Raw genomic sequence first — 19,978 nt, forward strand, 5'->3', positions numbered from 1 at the left:
AACGCGCCAAATATTTAGGCGCGTTTCAAAAAGTTTAATTAATAGGTTAAAGCGTTTTTTCGAATAATCTATATATTCTTCTATACTCATCTAACCAAGAGCTTGGCTGAATAAAGCCATGTGGCTCCACAGGATAAATTGCTGTTTCGAAGTTTTCTTTTTCAAGTTCAATCAGTCGTTGTACCAATCGAACCGTATCTTGAAAAAACACATTGCTATCAATCATGGGTGCATTCATTAACAAAGGCTTAGTTAAACCTTCTGCAAAGTAAATTGGTGAGCTTCTTTCATATGCTATTGCATCATCTTTCGGTGTATTTAGAATGTTTGAAGTGTAACCGTGGTTGTAATACGCCCAATCAGAGACAAGACGCAGTGCCGCACCCGATTGGAACACATTTGGCTCAGTAAATAGCGCCATTAATGTTAAAAAGCCACCATATGATCCACCGTATGTCCCTACGCGATTGGGATCAACATTAGCATTTTCAACAAGCCAACTCACACCATCAAGCATATCTTGCACCTCAGGTTTGCCCATGTGGCGATAAATTGCTGTACGCCAGTCACGGCCATAGCCTTTAGAAGCTCGATAATCCATATCAATAACAACATAGCCTTGTTGCACCAACATTGAATGGAACATAAATTCTCTAAAATAAAGAGACCAACCTAAATGTGCATTTTGTAAGTAACCTGCACCATGGCTAAACATTACTGCACGTAGCTTTTCTTTTTTCTTATCATAATCTTTAGGTAGGTAAACTCTGGCGTATATTGGTTGCTCTTGATAACTTGAAGGAATAGCGACGACGCTTGGCACTGCCCAAGGCATGGCCTTAAACTCCTCGGATACCGTGTGAGTAATCTGATGAGCTGGTACCTCACCTTCTAAAGATTTTACAAAAAGCTCAGTCGGCATAGTTACTGTTGAATGAGCTAATAAAAGTTTTGACTCATCAGGACTAAGCGCATAATCAATCATGCCATCTAAATTGGTTAGGCGTTTAAAGCCATTTCCATCTATTCCTATCGAATAAACTTCATAAATTCCAGGGTGCTTTTTATTAGCTTTAAAATAGATTGTTTGTTCATTTTTACTAATCGTAAGGTCACTTACTTCATAGTTGCCAACAGTTAATTGCTTGGCTTTGCCTTTCAACGTTTTTGTATACAAGTGTGAATAGCCAGACTCTTCAGATAAGTAATACAACTTGCCACTATTACCTAACCAACCAAATTCATTAAATGCCCAGTTGACCCATGCCTGATCATGAAGCCTGTGCTGTGTCTCTAGTTTGTTTTCTAATAAATTTATACTCGCTATCCAACGATCTTTGTTATCCCACGCTTCAAGCATGACTGCTACTTGACGCCCGTCTGCTTGCCACTTTATTGGTTGCCAGTTTCGAATAACATGAATATTTCTTGGTTTGGTTTTAGCTTGATAAGACAACCCCTTACGCTGGTGATTTTCTTGTTTTACTTTGGCTAAAACATCTTCATCGTGACCAGTTAATTGTTCAAAAGACAGCGGAAACTTCTGCCCTGTTCTTAAGTCTAGTAACAATAACTCTTCGCTATATTGATGATTATCAGCAACACGGGCTCTTACTTTTTCAGCTTTTACATGACCGTCTTCAGCAATATAATTTGGCATAATATCGCTGTTTTTTCTTGATGTTTCGCTATTTGTGATACTAACAATCATTTTATCGCCAACAGGTGATAAGCTAGCGTGCACAACGCGATAACCTTTGCCCAAATAAAACTCTGTTTTTGTTATCGTGGAGTTCTGTGCCTTCAATTGTTCGGTCTGATCCGACTTAAGTTTTCTATTGCGTTGTTGTTTGGCAATATATTCGATTAATTCGCTTTGCTCTTTAGCGATGTAGCTTTGCTCTGTTGTTTTAACATCAGGATTTGATGAAAGCTTTAAACTTGCCAATTCCACTATTTGATTGCTAGTGAGTACATGACGGTAAAATTTATTTTTAATACGGTAAGCAACATCTCCATTAGTTAGAAACATTGGCGATGTTTCAATTGCAGACGTATAAGTAAGCTGTATAACCTGGTTGCTGGCCAAAGACTTTAAAAAGATATTACCCTTATATGCGTATACTTCATGAGTGCCTTGAGCGTTTCTTTTCGCATATCTATCCGAAACGGTATGTAAATGGCCTAGATTAACTTTAGTGATTTCCTTTTCTTTATCTAAATCAATTTGAAATAGGTCATTAACCGGGCTACCAATTCGCTTCTGATTAAAGAAAATCGAATTGCTATCATCTCCCCAATACCAAGATTCAGGAGCTCTTCCAATCCAGTCAGGATCAGACATGACTTTATTCAATGTTATCGATTGTTGATCTTTCGCCAAATCACTAGTTTTCGTCTGTACAGTCAACACTTGATGTGGTGTTTGACTCGCCACATTTTTCTGCACATTCTCACTATTTTTTGTCGAAGTGGTGGTACAAGAAGTTAACGCAAACGTCACTATAGAGCTAATTATAAGTTTCTTCATTAAGAAGGTTCCCTAGCACTTATTAAGATTAAATTAAGGAGAGTTTACCGATTCAAAATCAGCATTGGTTGCTTATGCGACTAAGCAACCAAAAGATAAGATGGAAATGAAATTTAACTGGTTAAGTCTTTACACCATTGACTTGCTTCAACAAACTTTTCTTGAATAAATTGAGGGTCAAGCATGTAAGTGTCAATTAATGTATTGATTTGTTCATTGTTACCAACAATGTAACTGCTAGTTAATAGCAAGAGTTCACCAAGCAAACCATCTTTTCCTAGTAACGCTAATTCTATTTGGTGAGCAAGTGGCATATGTTTTACTATATCATCCATAGCCTGACCTAAAAGCACATCTATAGCGCTTAATAAGCCTGTAATAAATGCATAATCTTTAATTTCTTTAAAGACTCCTTGCGTTGCTAAATCATCCATTAATTTAGCAGTAATTAACGCTTGCTTAGCGGCTTCATCAGTTTTATCACTGCTTAGTTTTGATAAAGCAAGTACAGATACGAATTGTCTTAATTTCTCTTCCCCCAAGTAAGCCGCAGCTTGCTTTAATGAGGTGATTTCAACACGAGTTCCTGTCGCTACGTTATTAACCATTTTCAACAGGCCAACACTTAGCTGAACATCGTGGCTTATAATTTCTGCAATAGCATCGTAATTCAACGGTGACTTAAATGCTTCGCTCATTAAGTTAAGCATTTGAGTTTTAATCGGTGCTAGGGTTTGTCCTTCAATAATTTCCGGCTGATGGTAAAAATAACCTTGATAAAAATTAAAGCCGACTTCTACAAGTGAAATTAGCTGAAGGTTAGTCTCGACTTTCTCTGCAATTAAGTCAATTTTAAAGGGCTTTAATCGCTCAGTAACCGCAAACATACGTTTAGGGTTAATACAATCAATGTCTACTTTGATATAAGCAAGGTAAGGAAATAAAACGTCCCATTGAGGATCCGTATCATATTCGGTTAACGCTAACCTATAACCTCGCTGTTGGTAAAAACGCAAAATTTTAGTTAAACGCTCAGTTGTTGAAGTATGGCCGACTAACTCAATCACAATTGAACTGGGATCAAATAACAAGGGAAACTTATCAACTAAGCATTGCTCGGTAAAATTAATAAAAGCTTTTTTACCCATAGTAATCGCTTCAATATCACCATGAATATGGTTTTGAATAATTAACTTTGAGCTAGCAACATCAGGATCGATTTGAGGAAACTTATTTTCAGGACTATTTCTGAATAATAATTCATATCCTAACGTATTAGAGTCTTTGTCTAAAATAGCTTGTCTAGCAATATATGTACTATACATAGGGGGATTTATAGATCAGTTTATTTATTTGTTAATTATTAGTTAAAGATACCTGATTATTCCGCAATAGAAAACGTTCAAATCGCGTTCAAACGCAATTATCGAACAATTTACATAGACAAATCGATTAAATTTTCTCAAATTGACAACGACTTACCATATATAACCCTCTTACTGAATAATTACCCCTCTAAACACATGCTATTTAATTTGCTATAATCGCGCGCCCGCTTTTTTTGCGTTTTAATTATAGGCCTAATGCATGATCCCAGTACCTAAAACTAGCCTTTTTGACTATCCCAAGTATTGGGCTGAATGTTACGGAACAGCGCCTTTTTTCCCTATGTCTCGAGAAGAAATGGATGAGCTAGGTTGGGATAGCTGTGACATTATTCTAGTAACTGGCGATGCCTATGTTGACCATCCTAGTTTTGGCATGGCAGTTATCGGCAGAATGCTTGAAGCGCAAGGGTTTCGTGTAGGTATTATTGCTCAGCCAGATTGGCATTCTAAAGATGCCTTTATGCGACTTGGCAAGCCAAATTTATATTTTGGTGTTACCGCTGGCAATATGGATTCTATGATTAATCGTTATACCGCAGAACGACGTATACGCCACGATGACGCATATACGCCAAATAACGAAGGTGGTAAACGGCCAGATCGAGCAGTGATGGTGTATTCGCAACGCTGCAAAGAAGCGTATAAAGGAGTACCTGTTGTTATTGGGGGTATAGAGGCAAGTCTACGACGTATTGCCCATTTTGATTATTGGTCGGAAAAGGTACGTCGCTCGGTATTATTTGACGCGAAAGCCGATATACTCGTATACGGTAACGCCGAACGACCGTTAGTAGAATTGTCACATCGAATCGCAAACGGTGAAGATATAAAAACTATTACCGACGTTAGAGGCACTGCCTTTTTAGCAAAACATGCGCTTCCGGGTTGGAAAGGTATCGATTCTCGCTCTATTGATAAACCTGGAAAAATCGATCCAATTCCAGATCCTTATATGGATACAACAGCGTCAGAGAGTTGTAGTACTGAAGAGTCCAATGTACAAGTAGTCACTCCAGATACTGATATAACTAAATCAGCACAACCAATTCAAATTGCTGATTATCAAAACAAGTCATGGAAGAAGAAAGACAAGCCTTGGCAAACAACATACATTAATTTACCCACTTTTGAACAAGTAAAAGATAACAAAGTACTTTACGCCCATGCCTCGCGCATCTTTCATCAAGAAGTCAACCCTGGCAGTGCAAAGCCATTAGTACAAAAACATGGTGATCGCATTATCTGGTTAAATCCGCCGGCTTACCCGTTATCCGAACAGGAAATGGACGGTGTTTTCGGGCTGCCATATCAAAGAGTACCTCACCCTATATACGGTAAAGCAAAAATCCCAGCCTATGACATGATCAAAACATCGATTAATATTATGCGTGGATGTTTTGGTGGTTGTACTTTCTGTTCTATTACCGAACATGAAGGACGAATTATACAATCGCGCTCACAAGAGTCTATTTTACAAGAAATTGAAGATATAAAAGAGAAAGTACCTGGGTTTACTGGGGTAATCTCTGATCTTGGTGGGCCAACGGCAAATATGTATAAACTGAATTGTAAAAGCCCGAAAGCTGAAGCCACTTGTCGAAAACCTAGCTGTGTATGGCCAACGATATGTGGGCATTTAGATACCGATCATACGCCAACGATAGAGCTATACCGTAAAGCACGAAATATAAAAGGTATCAAAAAAGTATTAATTGCTTCAGGTGTTCGTTATGACCTTGCTGTAGAAGACCCCGCATACGTTAAAGAGTTAGCTGAGCATCATGTGGGTGGCTATTTAAAAATAGCCCCTGAACACACAGAAAATGGCCCCCTTAACAACATGATGAAGCCAGGAATGGGCAGCTATTACAAATTTAAAGAACTCTTTGATAAGTATTCAAAAGCGGCTGGCAAAAAGCAGTATTTAATTCCATATTTCATTTCTGCTCATCCTGGAACCAGTGATATGGACATGGTGAATTTAGCATTATGGCTAAAAGAAAATGATTTTAAGTTAGATCAGGTACAAAACTTTTACCCATCGCCACTTGCAAACGCAACCACGCTTTATCACACAGAGATTAATTCACTTAAAAACGTGAAGAAAAATAGTGATAGTGTCGTCGTTCCTAAAGGTGGCAGACAGCGCAGGCTTCATAAAGCGATTTTGCGATACCACGATCCGAATAACTGGCCACTTATTCGTGAAGCATTAACAAAATTAGGACTTGCTAGAAAGTTAATAGGCACCAAGCCAGGATGTCTAGTGCCACCAGAAGGAAAAGGTGAAGGTACTTACCAACATCATAAAAAAGCAGGAAAAGGTAAGAACAATGCGAAAGGCTTTAAAAAAGGTGAAGGCATTAAACGATCGAATAATGCCCATGCTAAGCGCTCAAGTAACAAAAAGAGTAAGCAGGGTTTAACGCGCTTTAGCGATAACCAATTTAATCAACAAGACCGCAGTAAAAAGCACACAAATAAAAAGAACTAGCAATAAAAAAGCCGTGAATACCACGGCTTTTGCTATTAAAACTAAATTGCTATCTATAGATTGTAACCAGACTCATCATGTTCAACCAAATCCAAGCCTGTAGTTTCTTGTTCTTCTGAGACGCGAATACCATTAGTTAACATTGCAACAACTTTTAACAAGATATACGACACGATAGCCGTGTAAATAATCGTCGCAAATATACCTGTTAACTGCACACTGACTTGTTGCGCCATTGTTTCAATACCATCAGCAAAACCGAAACCACTAAACGCTCCTAATTGAGTTGAAGAAAACACACCAGCGAGCAAGGTTCCTAAAATACCGCCTACACCATGAACTGGGAATACATCTAAAGAATCATCAATCTTAAGCTTTTGCTTGATATAAACGGTCGCATAAAAACAAATAATACCCGCTAGCAAACCTATAACTAAAGCGCCACCTGGACCAACGAAACCAGAGGCTGGTGTGATGGTACCAAGCCCTGCTACCATACCGGTTACAGCTCCTAATACACTTGCCTTACCAAATTTTTTCCATTCAATTGCAGCCCAAGTTAACGCCCCTGTTGCTGCAGAAATATGAGTGACTAACATTGCCATAGCAGCATCACCACCAGCAGCTAATGCGCTACCGCCATTGAAACCGAACCAACCAACCCATAGTAGTCCTGCTCCAGTTACTGTCATAGTCATATTATGTGGCAACATAGGTGTTTTTGGAAAACCTCTACGAGGGCCCAACACCATAGCCGCTACCAAAGCCGCTACCCCTGCTGTAATATGCACAACGGTACCACCGGCGTAGTCATATAAACCCATTTGACCGAGCCAGCCTCCGCCCCATACCCAATGAGTAATAGGTGAATAAACTAATATTAGCCAAAGTGCCGAGAATATTAGTACCCCAGAAAACTTCATGCGCTCAGCAAAGCCACCTATAATTAACGCAGGCGTTATTATCGCAAATGTCATTTGGAACAGCATAAACAAGCTTTCAGGGATGTCGCCAGCAAGCGTATCTTTACCTACCCCCACCATTAGCACTTTACTAAAGTCGCCAATCCAAGCGTTTCCTTCACCAAAAGCTAAGCTATACCCCAAAACAAGCCATAAAATTGAAGAAATACCAGCTATTGCAAAACATTGCATTAAGATAGAAAGAATATTCTTGCGGCGCACTAAACCGCCATAAAATAGCGCTAAACCAGGTAAGGTCATCAATAGAACTAATGCGGTTGAGGTAAGTATCCAAGCGGTATTCGCACCATTAAGTTTAGCTTCTGCCGCGATACTTGCGCTTGAAAAAAGGCCTAATAGAATAAAAATTAAAAACTTAAACATCTTACAAGTACCGCCTTAGATTGCTGATGTGCCGGTTTCACCGGTACGGATACGGATACACTCTTCAACATTAGTAACAAATATTTTCCCGTCACCAATCTTTCCGGTTCGAGCAGTGTCAGCTATCGCAGCAACTGTTCTCTCTACCAAATCATCGTTAACACAAATTTCAATTTTTACTTTCGGAAGAAAATCCACACTGTATTCAGCACCACGGTACAACTCAGTATGCCCTTTCTGGCGACCGAAGCCTTTTACTTCAGAGATTGTTAGGCCATCAATACCGCCTTCACTTAATGTCTCTCGAACATCTTCTAATTTAAATGGTTTTATAATTGCTGTTATTAACTTCATTTGGTTACCTTTAGTGCATCAAAGTCGTTTTCAATAAAACTAAACGATACTCTTTGCACAATTCAGGCCTGTTTTAATACACATAAATATCAACAAGTTAAATTAAGCCACCCTATTACAAAGCATTATTAGCACCTTTATAGTGCAACCCAACCTAATATACGCACTACTTTTGATCGCCAACTAGAAACTCCATGCACCAATAAAGTACCAGTTCAAAACAAAGTACGGCTGACTTATGTTTCAATGCTATGTATAATCGCGCGCATTATTTTTACTGAAAGAATCCCGAGTAACTGTCCTTATGCTTATCGCAAATAACATTACGCAACAATTTGGCGCTAAGCCATTGTTTGAAAACATTTCACAAAAGTTTGGTAACGGCCATCGTTATGGCTTAATCGGTGCCAATGGTTGTGGTAAGTCGACGTTCATGAAAATACTAGGAAGTGATTTAGAACCGACTGGCGGCAATATCAATCTAGATCAAAATGATCGTATTGGTAAGTTGCGCCAAGATCAGTTTGCTTTTGAAGAGTACTCTGTTATTGACACAGTAATCATGGGGCATACTGAATTATGGGCAGTAAAAGAAGAGCGAGATCGCATCTATGCTTTAGCTGAAATGAGTGAAGAAGACGGAATGCGTGTTGGTGATTTGGAATCACAGTATGCTGAAATGGATGGCTATAGTGCAGAAAGTCGTGCTGGTGAATTACTCATCGGTGTTGGTATTCCTGTTGAGCAACACTACGGAAAAATGAGCGAAGTCGCTCCAGGTTGGAAACTACGTGTATTATTAGCACAAGCGCTTTTTTCTGATCCAGATATTTTATTACTCGATGAGCCAACCAACAACTTGGACATCCACACCATTAAATGGTTAGAAGATACGTTAAATGAACGTGAATCGACCATGATCATTATTTCGCATGACCGTCATTTCTTAAACTCAGTATGTACGCATATGGCGGATTTAGATTACGGTGAATTACGCGTATATCCTGGTAATTATGATGAATACATGCTCGCTGCTACGCAAGCTCGCGCTCGTTTGATGGCAGACAATGCCAAGAAAAAAGCGCAAATTGCTGAATTACAGGGATTTGTTGCTCGATTCTCTGCAAATGCTTCAAAAGCAAAACAAGCAACGTCGCGCGCAAAACAAATTGATAAAATTCAATTAGAAGAAGTAAAAGCTTCTAGCCGTGTTAATCCTTTTATTCGTTTTGAACAAGAAAAAAAGCTTTTTAGAAACGTATTAGAAATTGAAAACCTAAATAAAGGCTTTGACGACACACCTGTACTTAAAAATATCAGTTTAATGGCTGAAGTGGGTGAACGCATTGCGGTTATTGGTGAAAACGGTATAGGTAAAACCACGTTTTTACGTACATTAATGGGTGAACTCGCACTTGATTCAGGTGAAGTTAAGTGGTCTGAAAATAATAATATTGGTTATTATGCACAAGATCATGCTCATGAATTTGAAAATGATATGAATCTTTTTGACTGGATGAGTCAATGGCGTAGTGAAGGCGACGACGAGCAAACTATTCGTGGATTTTTAGGTAGAATGCTGTTTTCTGCCGATGATATTAAGAAGTCAGTCAAGGTGCTTTCTGGTGGAGAACAAGGCCGCATGCTATTTGGTAAGTTAATGATGCAAAAGCCAAATATATTGGTTATGGATGAACCAACTAACCACTTAGATATGGAGTCTATTGAGTCACTTAATATGGCGTTAGAAAAGTTTGAGGGCTCCTTAGTCTTTGTTTCTCATGACCGTGAATTTGTATCAAGCCTTGCAACACGAATCATAGAGTTAAAAGAAGATGGTTACGTTGATTTTGCAGGTACCTATGACGAGTATCTAGCCACTAAGGCTTAGCCTCATCAAAGGTACATTAGAGAGTAGACCAAGCAATATACACAGCTTAATGCATTGCTTGTCTACTCACTCATAGGCAATACATTTTTCAGTTCTAACATCAACAAATGAGCACTCTGTCCTGATAATTCATACGGTTCAAACTCAGTTCCACTTGAATACTTCAAATGTATATCATGAGTACGCGTTGAATCGGGTACATAGCCCATGTTCCACTGGGCAAACTCTCTTCGTTCAATTTCTCGATAATCCAACATAAGCACGCCTTCATGACGGCTATCTCTCAATATTCGTTGAAAGGTTTGATTAACAGTCAATCGATTGCCCTCTAAACATTGCAAAAAATACTTCCTGTTAAAACAAAGTATTCCGGTTATGTTGTTTTTAATATTATAAGAACGTGCAAACGACAAAATATTAGTTATCGCTTCTTCGGCGATATGTTGTGGTTTTCGACTAACATAGACAAGTCTTACGAGCTGCATAGATGTTTTACCTTTAGGACCTACTTTGAATACGGAGTTATTTAGCTTTTAGATCACTAAAATTAATCATGCATAAAAAAAGCGCCCTATTGGACGCTTTGTATTTCATTAAGCTAATGAATTACTGTCGTTTAAACTCAGACGTTTCGCTCCACTTAGGCCAAATACCTGACTTAGAAACATCATAACCTACTTCAAAGAACGCTTGCATATCTTGAACAGCACCAGACAAATCCCATTCCGTTGAATATTCGTCACAAAGATTGTGGTAACACTTCTTCAACTTAGGATCTAATACTTTTCTCAATTCTGCAGTAGCTTCATCTGCAGGAGTAGCGCCACTTTTTGCGTATAGCGCTGGAATACCAATGTTTGCAAAAGCAAAATGATCCGAGCGGTAATAAATACCTGCTGCTGGGCGTGGATCACCTGAGATTTCACGGTTTTGCTTAGTAATTGCTTTAGTTAAGTAATTATCAAGCTCAGATTGACCTAGGCCGTAAACGGCAACGTCTTTACTTTTACCGTTTACTCCTAACGCATCCATATTAATATTTGCGACCGACTTATTTGCAGGAATAACAGGATTAGCTGCATAAAATTTAGAACCCAATAAACCTTGTTCTTCAGCGGTTACTGCTAGGAAAGTAATTGAACGCTCTGGTTTATTAGTCAGCTTAGAGAAAGCTTCAGCTACCTCAATTAACGCTGCAGTACCTGTCGCATTATCTACTGCGCCATTATAAACCTTATCGCCTTCTAGACTCGCATCTGTACCTAAATGATCCCAGTGAGCACTGTAAATAATATGCTCATCTGCTTTTTTAGTGCCTGGTAAAGTAGCAATAAAATTATTTGAAATAGATTTTTTGATCGTGTTGTTTACTGTAACCGATGCCTTTAAATCACCCATCGCTACGCTATAACCACCTTTTGCTGCTTGCTCTTTCGCTTTAGCAAAGTCTAAACCTGCTTTACTAAACAACTCATTAGCTACTTCAGTAGTTACCCAACCTTCTACCGCGACACGTCCCATGTTGTTATCTTCGCGTTGGAAACCAAATTGTGGGCCAGACCAAGAGTTTTTAACAACATTCCAACCGTAAGAAGCTGGAGCCGTTTCGTGAATAATAATAGCGCCTTCTGCGCCTTGACGGCTTGCCTCTTCATATTTATATGTCCAACGACCGTAATAAGTCATGGCATTACCAGTAAACAGCTCTGGGTTTTTCGTCGCATAGCCAGGGTCATTAACTAAAATAACAACTGTTTTACCCTTTACGTCAACACCTTCATAATCATTCCAATTATATTCAGGTGCGTTAATACCGTATCCAACAAAAACCAAATCTGAATCTTTCAATTTAGACATTTTAGTAATACGGCTACTGCCCATTACCATGTCTTTTTTATATTGATAATCTTTACCACCAATTGACAAAACCATGTCAGATGATGCTTCAATTGAAACTAAAGGCACTTGCTGCAGAAAACTATCGCCGTTTCCTGGCTGGAAACCAATCGCTTTAAATTGTTTCGTAAGATATTCAAGCGTTAGCTTTTCACCTTCGCTAGACGGCGCTCGACCACCGAACTTGTCAGACGCCATCACTTTGACGTGTTCAGCCAATTGCTCGCCATTTATACTGTTGTAACTTGAATCAAATGAATTCGCCGCTGCCACACTAGATGTTGCAGCCATGATCGCAGTAACGCCTGCGATTACCAAAGAGTTTGCTTTTTTCATCACTATTATAATTTTTGAAAAAATGGGAACCGGCAGTATAAAACCTCATAACGAAACTGACCAGTAATTTTGCGATTGACGCATACACACAATTTGATTGAAGATAACTAACAATTGAAGCGAGAAATACACCTTATGTCTTTTTTACAATTAAAAATTCCACCCGTTGTTTTAGTTGCCATTTTTGCATTAGCAATGTGGTTATCTTCTAAGACCTTTTTTTCACTTGCTGTGTCAATTCCTTACGCAGCTAGCTTCGCCACTGTAGTCTTAATCTTAGGAATTATCGTGGCGATTGCAGGAGTTATTGCCTTTAGAAAAGCACAAACGACTGTCGACCCAAGAACACCTGAAAAATCATCTTCTCTTGTAAATACAGGCATTTACAAGGTTACACGTAACCCAATGTATCTAGGTTTCTTGTTATTATTGATTGCATATGCGATTTATCTAAGTCATATATTGGCTTTTGGCCTAGCCTTCATATTCGTACTTTATATGAATGCTTTTCAAATTAAACCTGAAGAACATATGCTGGCGACACTGTTTGGTGAAGACTATGAAATGTACTGTCGAAGTGTAAGGCGATGGCTTTAATTTCATTAGTATTCTGTTTACAATCCGTGCTACTAGCCTACAAATGGTTTAATCATGAAGTTTAAAGGTTTTACCTTAATTGAATTAGTTGTCGTTATTGTCATCCTTGGCGTAATATCGGCAGTTGCTTTACCCAAATTTATCAACCTAAAAACTGATGCCCAGATTGCTAACTTAAAAGCAATGAAAGGGGCTATTGAATCATCTTTAGAACTTATAAATGCTCAGGTACTCATTGCTCCAAATGAGTTTAATGGTAGCGAAAATAGATATACCTTAGACAGTGGCCAACAAATTAGAATGCGAGGTCGACTCCCTGACGGCCGTTGGAACGTTACCTTTGCCCATTTACTAAATTTTGATGAAACCGCTCAAGTAAACTCTAATAATTGTAACGATGCCAATTTAAAATGGTGTGTAAGACAAAGAGGCCAAGGCTGGTTTAATTCTCGAGGTTATTCATCGCTAGGCCAAGGAAGAGGCTTTGTTATCTTTCCTAATGGCAATAACCTTAATAACGACCGTTGTTACATTTATTATATGAATCAAAATGATTCGGCAAGCCCTGCTAATGTTAATCCCTCGATTGTTGGTATAGACACCAGTGATTGCTAATAAAATATGGATCATTGGCCTCCCCCGTACTGCGACAACAAGTATCTGTGTGGCGATGTTAGAGCTTGGTTTTAAGACTGCACATACCGCATACACCAAAGAGTGTTTTAAAAAGGCACAAGTCATTGCAGACACGCCAATTTTTTGTGACTTTATAAAACTTGATCAGCAATACCCTAATAGTAAATTTATCAATCTAACTCGGAAAACCGATGACTGGCTGCCATCTATTAGACAATTGCTTGAGCGAATGTATGTCAACCTTCAGCGAAATGATGGAGGCTTTAATCCGCACATAAAAAGATGCTTTAATGAAGTATTCAAGCCACTTACACAGGAAAACATTGCTAGCGATGACTTTTTAATTGACTGTTATCAACGTCACCAACGAGCAATATTAAATCATTTTAAACAGCGAAAATCAGACCTATTGTCGATTAATATTGGTGAGTCTGGCAGTTATCAAAAACTTTTGGCCTTTTTAAATTTACCCGAAGATCACGATAAAAACTTTGAAGTGATTAATAAAGGTGGCAAGGTTACCGCATGGAACAAAATTAAACACCCGCTTAAAATTGAATCTACACGTAACGGTCGTATAGATAATGCTTTGTAACTGCGCATTTGGCTGGTAAAATCGCGGCAATTTTTTGCAGTGACCGAGTTTTTATATGTTCGATCTAAAATATCATACCCCATTTGAATGGACTGAAGCGGTACTTGCCGATTTTGATGCGTTTTTACAGGATCATGCCGCGGCAGAGAAAAAGGCATCAGGAATGGCGATGTCTATGCTGTCACATTACCAAGATCGCGTAAAGCTAGTAAAAGCAATGACAGATCTTGCTTTAGAAGAGCTAATTCATTTTAAACAAGTACTTAAGCTATTAACGGCTCGTGGTGTTTTGTTAGCAGATGACAAAAAAGATGACTACATTAAAAATATTCGGAAAGTCTTCCGCCATGGTCGCGACGAGTTTTTAATGGACCGCCTTCTGGTTGCAGGCGTGATTGAAGCACGTGGCCACGAGCGTTTTTCATTAGTGGCACAAGCGCTACCTGAAGGAAAAGATAAAGACTTTTACGTTGCTATTGCAAAGTCTGAAGAGAAGCATAAAAACTTATTTGTCGAATTAGCTTATGAATACTTCGACAAAGGCACCGTAGATAATCGCTTAGAAGAAATTTTGGTTGCTGAAGCTGAAATATGCAAAAAATTACCATTTCGCGCAGCCCTGCACTAATAAGTATTTAAATGTCTTCGTATATCGGTTTAACAAACCCTAAAGGGCCAACAAATGTTGGCTCTGTGCTTCGTGCAGCCGGTTGCTTCAATGCTGCTGGTGTTTACTATTCAGGTACACGCTATACAAGAGCCGCAAAATTTAATACTGACACCCATAACGTGCACAGCACATTAAAACCAATAGCTTGCGAAAACCTACATGACGTTGTTCCGCCAGGTTGTAAAGTAATTTGTGTAGATTTAATCGAAGGTGCAACACCGTTACCTGAATTCAGCCACCCTGAAAATGCCTTCTATATATTTGGCCCTGAAGATGGCAGCATCAGCCAGCAAGTAATAAATAGCGCAGATGAAGTGGTCTATATTCCCACTTTAAGCTGCCTAAATTTAGCTGCATCAGTCAACATTGTACTTTATGACAGGCAAGCTAAATTGGCTTGTATTGAGGCTTCTGATTCATTGATCATAAATAGCAGGGATACCAACAATAAAACCCGTAAACATACTGATATCATAAGCAATTAAAACTGACTATAATCGACAGTATTATTGGTGTTCTTTGTTTCAACACCCACAAGTTAATCCTCAGAGTAGTTATCAATCACCCAATTTAATAGGAGCACTTACGTTTGTTAAGTTATAGACACGCCTTTCATGCAGGAAACTTTGCGGATGTTTTAAAACATAGCGTTTTGCATTATGTAATTGGTTATATGACTGAAAAAGATAAAGCGTTTAGTTATATAGATAGCCACTCAGGTGCTGGCATGTATCAATTGTTAGGACAATACGCCCAAAAAACTGGCGAATATAAAGAAGGCATAGATAAGTTAATAAAAATCAAAAATTTGCCGCAGTTGCTAGCAGACTATGTGTCGCTAATTAATGAGCTTCAAGAAGAACAAAAGCTAACTATCTACCCTGGCTCACCTGCAATTGCCAAACAATCAATGCGTAAACAAGATACTGCGCAACTATTTGAGCTGCATAAAACTGATTTCGATTTACTCAGTCAATTCTGCAGTCAGTGGCGACAAGCCAATATACAAAACAAAGACGGTTACAAAGGCTTACTTAGGCAATTACCTCCGCCATCTCGACGAGGTGTTGTATTAATCGATCCTCCCTATGAAATTAAGTCCGATTATCAACATGCAGTCGAGACTATAATTAACGGAGTAAAGAAATTTGCCACTGGTACCTATATTTTGTGGTATCCCGTAGTAACGCGCAGCTATATAGATAAGATGGCTGAAGACTTTATTGATAGTAAAATAAGGAATATTTTACAAGTAGAATTTTGCCTAAACCCAGATGCCGAAAAATACGGTATGACTGGCACCGGCTTATTTATCATTAACCCGCCATGGAAACTAAAATCACTATTAGAAGAATCAATGCCTGTGTTAAAGCAGCATATAGGCAACAGCAGTACTCAGTCGATTGTGACGCAACTCGTCGCTGAATAAAAATTTAAACAAACAAGCGTAGATAGCAGCACAGACAAATAAACTTACAACTTGTTACGCCATATTCGAATTTTATTGATTATTCTTTGCCCAGTTCAATAATTAATTCAACTTATGCGCAAAAAACAGTTTTTATCACTTATTAGCCTTAATCTACTATTGACTCCATATGCCATGGCATCAGACCCAAGTGGCTTAATGGTTATCTTTATTCCTGGATTAGTTTTTCTGGTTGTCGGAAGTTTTGCAGTAAGTTATGCGCTAACAACTGCTATAGAGAACTATTGGCTCAAATTTTCTCTAAGAATTTTCTCTATCGCGATTATAGTGACGCCATCTCAGGTTGGTGGTGCCGGTTATTGGTGGCCTAACGGCATTGCTCTATTGTTTTATGATCAATTAAATATAAGTAATGCGGCATTTAATACTATGTGTGTAACCTTGGCTTTCGTATCTGCATGGTGGTTAATAAAACGAACAACCAAGATTTGATTCATCATATATGATCACGCTTCGACAACATTTACCGCTAACTCCATTCCATCAACCGTCCAGCGGTCATTCAACTTGTTATAAATCACTCGGCCAATCAGCGACTTTTCGCTCTTGTCGCTATACACTACATGCATTTTACACATATGATTATGCGTAGACGTATAATCAGGTATTGTTACTGACACAGGTTTAATAATAGCTTCTTTTGGGCTGCGCCTTTTGTACCAATCACGCTCAATGATCTCAAATTGAAATGTCATAATATTCCCTTAATTTCCTAAGATTCTTCCTATAATAAGTAGAACGATTGCAAGTACAGGAGTTACTTTATGCGTGTTTCCTTAACTCATATTGCCTTACATGTTGCCGATTTGGAAGCTTGCCTCGATTTTTACACTCGATACGCAAACCTCAGCTTAATTCGTGACCGGCGGCCTCATGGTGCAGATGGAAAACGTATTGTTTGGTTAGCCGAAACGGGTAAAGAGCAGGAGTTTATCATAGTCATTCTTCCTAATGGTCCTAATAAACAACAAGCAGAAAATGATTTTTCCCACTTAGGTTTTGCCTTAGAAAGTAAAAAAGCAGTTGATGATATTGCAAAAATAGCAGCTCGCGAGGGAATTTTGGTTTGGCCCTGTAAGCAAGAACCTTTTCCCGTTGGTTACTATTGTGGCATAAAAGATCCTGATGGAAACTTCGTCGAATTTAGCTATGGCCAACCTCTAGGCCCAGGAGCATAGTCTACTAAAAGCGTTTTGTTCAATAGTTTTGCCAACGAGTAATTGTTTTAATTTCGCTAATGTCTGGTCATAGCCTTTTTTGTTAAAGTTAGCTGACCGTTTATTCATAAACCCATGTAAATAAGGTAATTGACCGCACGTTACGTTATTGTTTTTACTTAACAAGTTCATTACTTGCTGCACATCAAAACTTGCTTCGTGGTTAGGAAAGATCAAATGAAAGGGAAAATTCGAGACTATAGACAAATAGTGCCTAATTTGAGAGCTATAAAAACCTAGAGCACCTACGACTTTATCAGCGCCATAGATTTGGCTAAGTCGCCAAATAGCTGACGCACCGACACTAAACCCGATAAGTGTCACAGGCCCATCTATAGCATCAATTGAATTTTTTACTAAATCTGTATAACGATCTAACCCAACATGCTCAGTAAAGTATTGGTATGCCTGACTTTCACCCGTGAATTCAGGAATTGCTATTAAAGGATCTATCGATTGATAAGGATTTACAACTTTAACCGGAAAAGGTAACGCTAATTGTTCAATAAAATCATTCAATTCAGATGTTTGACCAAAAATATCACTAGCAATTAAATAATTCACTTACTTCTCACCATTTCTTTTCCGCCCATATTGATGGGAAAACTATTTATTTAGTAATTCCCCTATTGAATCAGATAACATCGAAAGAGTGTACGGCTTTTTCAAGTATTTGAAATCGTCTGGAAAATAGTGTGCTCCTTCAATAAACCCGCTAGCAATAAGTACAGGAAGCTTATCTCCATATTTTTCTAAAATATCTCTCCCTTGAATAGGGCCTGGCATTACTTCATCAGAGACAATGATATCAACTTTATCAATATATTTATCTAGCCAAGCACATGCCTCGCTAGGATCGCTAAAACATTCGACGTTATAACCTAAATTTACAAGCAATTCGCCATAGATTTCGGTAATAGACTCTTCGTCATCAATCATAACAACTAGTCGTTTGCATTTAGGCACGTTTAATATAGCCGCTTCTACTCCTTTAGTTCTAGCGACACTCTCTTCACAAATCGGCAGCCACAGCGTAAACTCACTTCCGATGCCTCTTTCACTTTTCACCGTTAAACCTAGGTTTTGGCGTGTAACAAAACCAGCAACCATTGCTAAGCCTAAGCCGGTTCCTTGTTCATTAGGGCGGCTTGTATAAAAAGGCTCAAATATTTTAGCTAACATGACATGGTCGATACCTGAGCCTGTATCTTTGATTGATACCTTTAAATACTGTTCAGCTATTGGAGGTTCTCTAAATAGGTAGTCGATTGACTCTTTCTCAAAGTTTTCACATATTTCAGTCTTAATCAATATCTGTCCATGATGATTAATCGCATTTTGAGCATTAGCAATCATATTGATTACGGCATCTTCAAAGTCATCAACATCAATAGATACAATAGGTGCGGTTTCTACTTCCCACGTCAGGCTTATATTTTTCGGGACAATTTGATCGGTGAGTTTTTTGAGTTCCAGCATGCAATCTTTAATACAGATATTTACCGATTTAATTCCCGATTTCTTAGAGGTTTTAAGTATTTTCTTCGTTAGATTTTTAGCTCGCTCTACTGCACTTGCAATGTTCTCGAGATATGCTCGCTGGTCATCTCTTACATTTAACGATAACAACTCTCTATTGCCATCAATAATTGCAAGAATGTTATTGAAGTCATGAGAAATACCAGCAGCAAGTTCACCAATTGAGTCCATATGCTGTACTTTTGCCATCATATTGGCTTGTTCAACACGCTCAGTAATATCATGCTGTATACCGACAAATCGTTCAATTACACCATTATTCTTTATGGGAGAGACAATAAGGTTATTCCAATATGGTTTACCATTTTTATGGTAATTCAATATTTCAATATTTATTGGCAGTCCTTTTTCTAGGCTATTTTTAATTTCATTTATCGCTTTTTCATCTGTATGTTTTCCTTGCAGAAACTGACCTAAGGTCTTCCCTTTCACTTCAGGCAATGAATAGCCAGAAATTTCAGTAAAAGCACCATTAACCCACATCACCTGTTTATTTTTGTCTGTAATAACAACCCCTGATGAGGCGTTCCTTACAATCTGAGAAAGCAAGTTTTGCTCTTTGTATTTTTCACTCATAGAGCTAACTTCTCGCACTGCTGCTACTATTTCATGATTTATACTTTGCCACTGCCATTCTAAATTAAGGTAATAGCCACTTTTAGTGATCATACGACAAGAATAAGGTTCTAGAGCTTCGCTGCTGCCAAATAACAACGTTGTTGCTAGAATAGCTGATTCTCTATCTTCGTGGTGAATAAACTCAATAAATGGCTTAGCACGGAGTTCTTCTAGACTCCAACCAAGAGCCTCCTGCCAGTAAGGATTTAAGTATTCGAAGAACCCACTTGCATTGGCTGTACAGATCAGCCCTGATATGCTCTCTAATAAGCTTGTGGGGATATTACGACTCACCATTTAACTATCTCTGATAAGACCATTCTGTTAGCCCTAATTGATACTATAGAATATCAGTACAATTACGCTAACTTTAACTCAGAAA

At 38.5% G+C, this 19,978-nt stretch carries 19 protein-coding genes; 10 read left to right on the forward strand and 9 right to left on the reverse strand.

Annotation, left to right across the window (positions count from 1 at the left end):
* Window positions 1-46: 46 nt before the first annotated feature.
* A complete protein-coding gene (locus HII17_RS13185; RefSeq protein WP_169075842.1) occupies window positions 47-2,530 on the reverse strand; it encodes a S9 family peptidase in 2,484 nt (827 codons plus the stop codon).
* A gap of 113 nt (window positions 2,531-2,643) precedes the next feature.
* Entirely contained in the window at window positions 2,644-3,855 is a 1,212-nt protein-coding gene (locus HII17_RS13190) for an EAL and HDOD domain-containing protein (RefSeq protein WP_169075843.1), read from the reverse strand.
* Window positions 3,856-4,117: 262 nt separating this feature from the next.
* On the opposite strand from HII17_RS13190, the gene HII17_RS13195 reads away from it, so the two are divergent.
* On the forward strand, window positions 4,118-6,412 hold the full coding sequence (locus tag HII17_RS13195) for a YgiQ family radical SAM protein (RefSeq protein WP_169075844.1): 2,295 nt from the start codon (window positions 4,118-4,120) through the stop codon (window positions 6,410-6,412).
* Window positions 6,413-6,465: 53 nt separating this feature from the next.
* Here the strand turns inward: HII17_RS13195 and HII17_RS13200 are convergent, their stop codons facing one another.
* Entirely contained in the window at window positions 6,466-7,758 is a 1,293-nt protein-coding gene (locus HII17_RS13200; protein ID WP_169075845.1) for an ammonium transporter, read from the reverse strand.
* 15 nt (window positions 7,759-7,773) lie between these two features.
* Window positions 7,774-8,112, reverse strand: a complete 339-nt coding sequence (locus tag HII17_RS13205; protein WP_169075846.1) for a P-II family nitrogen regulator — start codon at window positions 8,110-8,112, stop codon at window positions 7,774-7,776.
* Window positions 8,113-8,416: 304 nt separating this feature from the next.
* On the opposite strand from HII17_RS13205, the gene HII17_RS13210 reads away from it, so the two are divergent.
* The gene (locus HII17_RS13210) at window positions 8,417-10,003 is read left to right on the forward strand and encodes an ABC-F family ATPase (protein WP_169075847.1); all 1,587 of its coding nucleotides are present in this window, start codon (window positions 8,417-8,419) and stop codon (window positions 10,001-10,003) included.
* A 62-nt stretch (window positions 10,004-10,065) separates the two neighbouring features.
* Here the strand turns inward: HII17_RS13210 and HII17_RS13215 are convergent, their stop codons facing one another.
* Together HII17_RS13215 and HII17_RS13220 are read right to left on the reverse strand one after the other, a co-directional pair.
* Window positions 10,066-10,488 carry a BLUF domain-containing protein gene (locus HII17_RS13215; protein ID WP_169075848.1) on the reverse strand — a complete coding sequence of 141 codons (423 nt, stop codon included), beginning with the start codon at window positions 10,486-10,488 and terminating at the stop codon, window positions 10,066-10,068.
* A 121-nt stretch (window positions 10,489-10,609) separates the two neighbouring features.
* Complete coding sequence (locus HII17_RS13220; RefSeq protein ID WP_169076130.1) at window positions 10,610-12,235, reverse strand: M28 family metallopeptidase; 1,626 nt, start codon at window positions 12,233-12,235, stop codon at window positions 10,610-10,612.
* A 135-nt stretch (window positions 12,236-12,370) separates the two neighbouring features.
* Between HII17_RS13220 and HII17_RS13225 the strand changes: the two genes are divergently transcribed.
* From HII17_RS13225 to HII17_RS13255, 7 genes are all read left to right on the forward strand, one after another.
* Window positions 12,371-12,832 (forward strand): methyltransferase family protein, encoded by a 462-nt coding sequence (locus tag HII17_RS13225; RefSeq protein ID WP_169075849.1) that lies wholly within the window; start codon window positions 12,371-12,373, stop codon window positions 12,830-12,832.
* A 54-nt stretch (window positions 12,833-12,886) separates the two neighbouring features.
* Window positions 12,887-13,447 carry a prepilin-type N-terminal cleavage/methylation domain-containing protein gene (locus HII17_RS19335; protein ID WP_169075850.1) on the forward strand — a complete coding sequence of 187 codons (561 nt, stop codon included), beginning with the start codon at window positions 12,887-12,889 and terminating at the stop codon, window positions 13,445-13,447.
* Window positions 13,448-13,502: 55 nt separating this feature from the next.
* On the forward strand, window positions 13,503-14,063 hold the full coding sequence (locus tag HII17_RS13235) for a sulfotransferase (RefSeq protein ID WP_169076131.1): 561 nt from the start codon (window positions 13,503-13,505) through the stop codon (window positions 14,061-14,063).
* Window positions 14,064-14,118: 55 nt separating this feature from the next.
* A complete protein-coding gene (gene miaE, locus HII17_RS13240; RefSeq protein WP_169075851.1) occupies window positions 14,119-14,691 on the forward strand; it encodes a tRNA-(ms[2]io[6]A)-hydroxylase in 573 nt (190 codons plus the stop codon).
* Window positions 14,692-14,702: 11 nt separating this feature from the next.
* Window positions 14,703-15,218 carry an RNA methyltransferase gene (locus HII17_RS13245; protein ID WP_169075852.1) on the forward strand — a complete coding sequence of 172 codons (516 nt, stop codon included), beginning with the start codon at window positions 14,703-14,705 and terminating at the stop codon, window positions 15,216-15,218.
* A gap of 104 nt (window positions 15,219-15,322) precedes the next feature.
* Window positions 15,323-16,162: a 23S rRNA (adenine(2030)-N(6))-methyltransferase RlmJ gene (locus HII17_RS13250; RefSeq protein ID WP_169075853.1), complete on the forward strand. Its 840-nt coding sequence runs from the start codon at window positions 15,323-15,325 to the stop codon at window positions 16,160-16,162.
* 114 nt (window positions 16,163-16,276) lie between these two features.
* Window positions 16,277-16,654 carry a hypothetical protein gene (locus tag HII17_RS13255; RefSeq protein ID WP_169075854.1) on the forward strand — a complete coding sequence of 126 codons (378 nt, stop codon included), beginning with the start codon at window positions 16,277-16,279 and terminating at the stop codon, window positions 16,652-16,654.
* Between the two features lie 14 nt (window positions 16,655-16,668).
* Here the strand turns inward: HII17_RS13255 and HII17_RS13260 are convergent, their stop codons facing one another.
* Entirely contained in the window at window positions 16,669-16,917 is a 249-nt protein-coding gene (locus tag HII17_RS13260; protein ID WP_169075855.1) for a hypothetical protein, read from the reverse strand.
* A 69-nt stretch (window positions 16,918-16,986) separates the two neighbouring features.
* Between HII17_RS13260 and HII17_RS13265 the strand changes: the two genes are divergently transcribed.
* A complete protein-coding gene (locus HII17_RS13265; protein WP_169075856.1) occupies window positions 16,987-17,400 on the forward strand; it encodes a VOC family protein in 414 nt (137 codons plus the stop codon).
* Here HII17_RS13265 and HII17_RS13270 read toward each other — a convergent pair.
* Together HII17_RS13270 and HII17_RS13275 are read right to left on the reverse strand one after the other, a co-directional pair.
* On the reverse strand, window positions 17,383-18,003 hold the full coding sequence (locus tag HII17_RS13270; protein WP_169075857.1) for a hypothetical protein: 621 nt from the start codon (window positions 18,001-18,003) through the stop codon (window positions 17,383-17,385). The genes HII17_RS13265 and HII17_RS13270 overlap by 18 nt on opposite strands.
* A gap of 42 nt (window positions 18,004-18,045) precedes the next feature.
* Entirely contained in the window at window positions 18,046-19,893 is a 1,848-nt protein-coding gene (locus HII17_RS13275; protein ID WP_169075858.1) for a hybrid sensor histidine kinase/response regulator, read from the reverse strand.
* Window positions 19,894-19,978 lie beyond the last annotated feature (85 nt).

It is taken from the genome of Thalassotalea algicola (assembly GCF_012932965.1).
Classification (GTDB): domain Bacteria; phylum Pseudomonadota; class Gammaproteobacteria; order Enterobacterales; family Alteromonadaceae; genus Thalassotalea_F; species Thalassotalea_F algicola.